This is a genomic window from Saccharomonospora halophila 8, assembly GCF_000383775.1.
GTDB lineage: Bacteria > Actinomycetota > Actinomycetes > Mycobacteriales > Pseudonocardiaceae > Saccharomonospora > Saccharomonospora halophila.
On the sequence record NZ_KB912523.1, the window covers coordinates 1 to 3,131 of the forward strand.

The 3,131-nt window shown below is 73.3% G+C and carries 3 protein-coding genes; 1 reads left to right on the forward strand and 2 read right to left on the reverse strand.

All coding sequences use genetic code 11. The features are described 5' to 3' along the window. Both SACHA_RS0107880 and SACHA_RS0107885 read right to left on the reverse strand, forming a co-directional pair. Nucleotides 1-1,026 (reverse strand): cytochrome P450 family protein (locus SACHA_RS0107880; protein ID WP_019808587.1); only part of this gene is annotated, 1,026 nt, incomplete at its 3' end. Between the two features lie 173 nt (nt 1,027-1,199). After that, complete coding sequence (locus SACHA_RS0107885; protein ID WP_019808589.1) at nt 1,200-1,682, reverse strand: MarR family winged helix-turn-helix transcriptional regulator; 483 nt, start codon at nt 1,680-1,682, stop codon at nt 1,200-1,202. Nucleotides 1,683-1,846: 164 nt separating this feature from the next. Between SACHA_RS0107885 and SACHA_RS0107890 the strand changes: the two genes are divergently transcribed. After that, the coding region (locus SACHA_RS0107890; RefSeq protein ID WP_028662982.1) for an MMPL family transporter at nt 1,847-3,131 on the forward strand (1,285 nt) is incomplete at its 3' end.

The window sequence follows — 3,131 nt, forward strand, 5'->3', positions numbered from 1 at the left end:
CGCGGCCTGCGGGCACCTCCCGCGGACGCGGGCGTGCGGGTCGGCGTTGGCCGCGGCGACGCCGAGCACCAGCAGGTCCCCCCTCCGGACATGCCGACCGCCGAGGTGGGTGTCGGTGGTGGCGATCCGCCCGACGATGTTCTGGATCGGGGGCTCCCGCCACAGCACCTCGTTGAGCGCCTGCCCGATACTGCCCCGGCCGCCCGACAGGGTGGTCGCGAAACGTTCGTCGGTGAGCATCAACCGCAGCGCGTTGCCCGTCCAGTCGGCCGTCGCGAGGTGGGCCGCCTCCAGGGTCAGGAAGAGATCGGTCGCGACCGCGTCGTCGTCCGGGGCACGCGGGTGCGCGAGGATCCGGGACGGCAGATCGGCGCCGGGGTGGGCGCGTCTGTGCCGAACCAGTTCCCGCATCAGCGACACGATCCGCTGCCGCGCCGGTACGGCCTCCGGTCCGGGGGTCGCGGCCAGGCCGGTGTCCCGCACCAGCCCGGGCACCGTGGTCTCGGCCAGTCCGAAGACCCGCGCCAGGGTCAACAGCGGGATCCGGTGCGTGTACTCGGCGATCAGGTCGGCCGTCCCGCGCCCGGCGAAGCCGTCCACCAGGCGGTCGGCGACCTGCTCGACCCGCAGCCGCAGTTCCATCGGATCGACCTCGGCGAGCGCCTCGTGCAGCGGCGGTGGTGGTACGGCACCGGAGCCGGGGACGGCACCGCCGGACGGCCGGTCACCGGATCGTGGGACCGCATCCCCTCCCGGGAGCCTGTTCTCCCGGGGATCGATCGGGTCCTCCGGCCGGGAGCGTTGCCCGCTGTGCCAGTGCCGACGGGTGCGGGCGAACAGTCCGGGATCGTCGGCGACCTGGTACAGCTCCCGGTAGCCGAGCACCAGCCACGCGGGCACGGTGCCGTCGAGCAGGACCGGAGCGACGGGACCGTGGCGTCGTCGGAGGTCCTCGTTGAGCCGCGCCGGGTCGCGTGCGAACCCGGGACCGTACAGCGCCGTGGGTTGTGCGTGAGGACCCGACATGAGCTGCTCCGACGGCGGGAAGAGGAGTGGGCGCTGATCGTGAGGAGGCGATTGTAGGCCCCCCGCCGATCGGCTCCGGTCGAACCGGCGCCGGGTGGGACACCGGGACGCGGTCGGTGCCCCGTGCTGCGGACGGGGGCCTGCGGCGGCCCGTTCACCGGGTTCGCCGGAGGTCAGCCCTGGTCGGGGCGGACGAGTCGGGCGCGGATGCGGACGGTCGCCTCGGTCGTCCCGGTGAGGAACCGGGCGATGGTCCGGCGTTCGGCGTCGTCGAAACCCTCCCACACCCGGGCGTACTCCTCACCTAAAGGTGTGAACAGCTCGGATCCGAGTCGGAGCGCGCTGTCGCACACACGCAACACCACCCGCCGCCGGTCGGCGTGATCGCTCTCGCGGCGCACGTGACCGGCGGCGGAGAGCCGGTCGAGCACCGAGGTGGTGGCCGACGGGCTCAGGTGGAGCGTCCCGGCCAGCTCGCCCGGGCTGAGCGGGGCCCCGGTGCGGTCCGCATCCATGATCGCGACAACAGCGCTCAGATCGGTGCGGTGCAGGCCGTGTACCTCGCCGAACATCTCGGTGAACCGGTCGGCCTCCACCGTCAACCGGCGTACCTGCCGGATCAACGCCTCGTCGTCGCTGTCGACGTGCTCGGCCACTTCGCCGTCCTTCCACCACGGTCGTCGCTTCCGCCGGGGGCGTGCTCCCCGTCAGGCCCCCGTCGGGCTGTCGCCGCGCGTCCCCGATCCGGGCACCCGGATTGCCGCGCGTGATCGCCGAGCCTAGTATCGCACCGAAACGTTCGGTCGTCGAAAGAAATTCCGTGCGCACTCTCCGCAGGGTCCTGCCCGCTCTCCTGCTTCTCGTGTGGCTGGCCGTGGGCACCGTCGGCGGTCCGTACGCCGGGATGCTGAGCGATGTCGCCGAGAACGACAGTGCCGCGTTCCTGCCCACCTCCGCCGAGTCCACCGAGGTGCAACGGCTGCAACGGCAGTTCGCCGACACCGGCGCGGTGCCCGCCGTCGTCGTCGCCGAACGGCCGGAGGGGATCACCGCGGCCGACCGTGCGTTCCTGGCGGATGCCCGCTCCCGACTGGTCGCCGCCGACGTCACCGCACCCGGGGTCTCCCCGGTGCTCCCCGCGCCCGCCGACGACGCGGCACTGCGGCTGGTCGCCCCCGTCGCGGGGGACCCGGGGGAGTCGGTCGAGCGCATTCGCGACCTGCTCGCGCAGGCCCCCGCCGGTCTCGACGTCTATGTCACCGGTCCCGCGGGGCGGGTCGCGGACCTCTCCGAGGCGTTCCGCGGGATCGACGGTCTGCTGCTGCTCGTGGCGGGCTCGGTGGTGGCGGTGATCCTCGTCGTGGTCTACCGCAGCCCACTGCTCCCGCTGCTCGTGCTGCTGTCCGCGGTGCTCGCGCTGGGACTGGCGAGCCTGGTGGTGTACCTGTTGGCCGACGGCGGTGTGCTCGCGCTCAACGGGCAGAGCCAGGGCATCCTGTTCATCCTCGTGTTCGGTGCGGCCACCGACTACGCGCTGCTGCTCGTGTCCCGCTACCGGGAGGAGCTCCGGGCCGTCCCCGGCCGCGGGGACGCCATGCTGCGGGCGTGGCGGGGCACCATCGAACCGATCCTCGCCTCGGCGGGCACGGTCATTCTGGGCGTGTTGTGCCTGCTGTTCAGCGAGTTGAACTCGAACCGCGACCTCGGTCCGGTGGCCGCCATCGGCATCGCGGCCGCGCTGCTGGCGTCCACGACGTTCCTGCCCGCCGTGCTCGTCGTGTTCGGCCGGATCGCCTTCTGGCCGTTCCGTCCGCACACGGGGACCCGTAAGCCGGAGTCGGAGGGAATCTGGGGCCGGATCGCGGGGCGCGTCGACCGCACGCCGCGGGCGGTCTGGATGCTCACGACCGTCGCGTTGCTGGTGCCCGCGGCGTTCCTGCCGCAGTTCGAGGCCGGTGGGACGGCCGAGTCGGAGCTGTTCCTCGACCGTGTCGAGTCGGTCGCCGGGCAGGAGGTGCTGGCCGAGCACTTCCCCGGCGGCGCGGGCGCGCCCACCGTGGTGATCGCCGACGCCGACGCGACGGGCGCGGTGCTGCGGGCGGCCC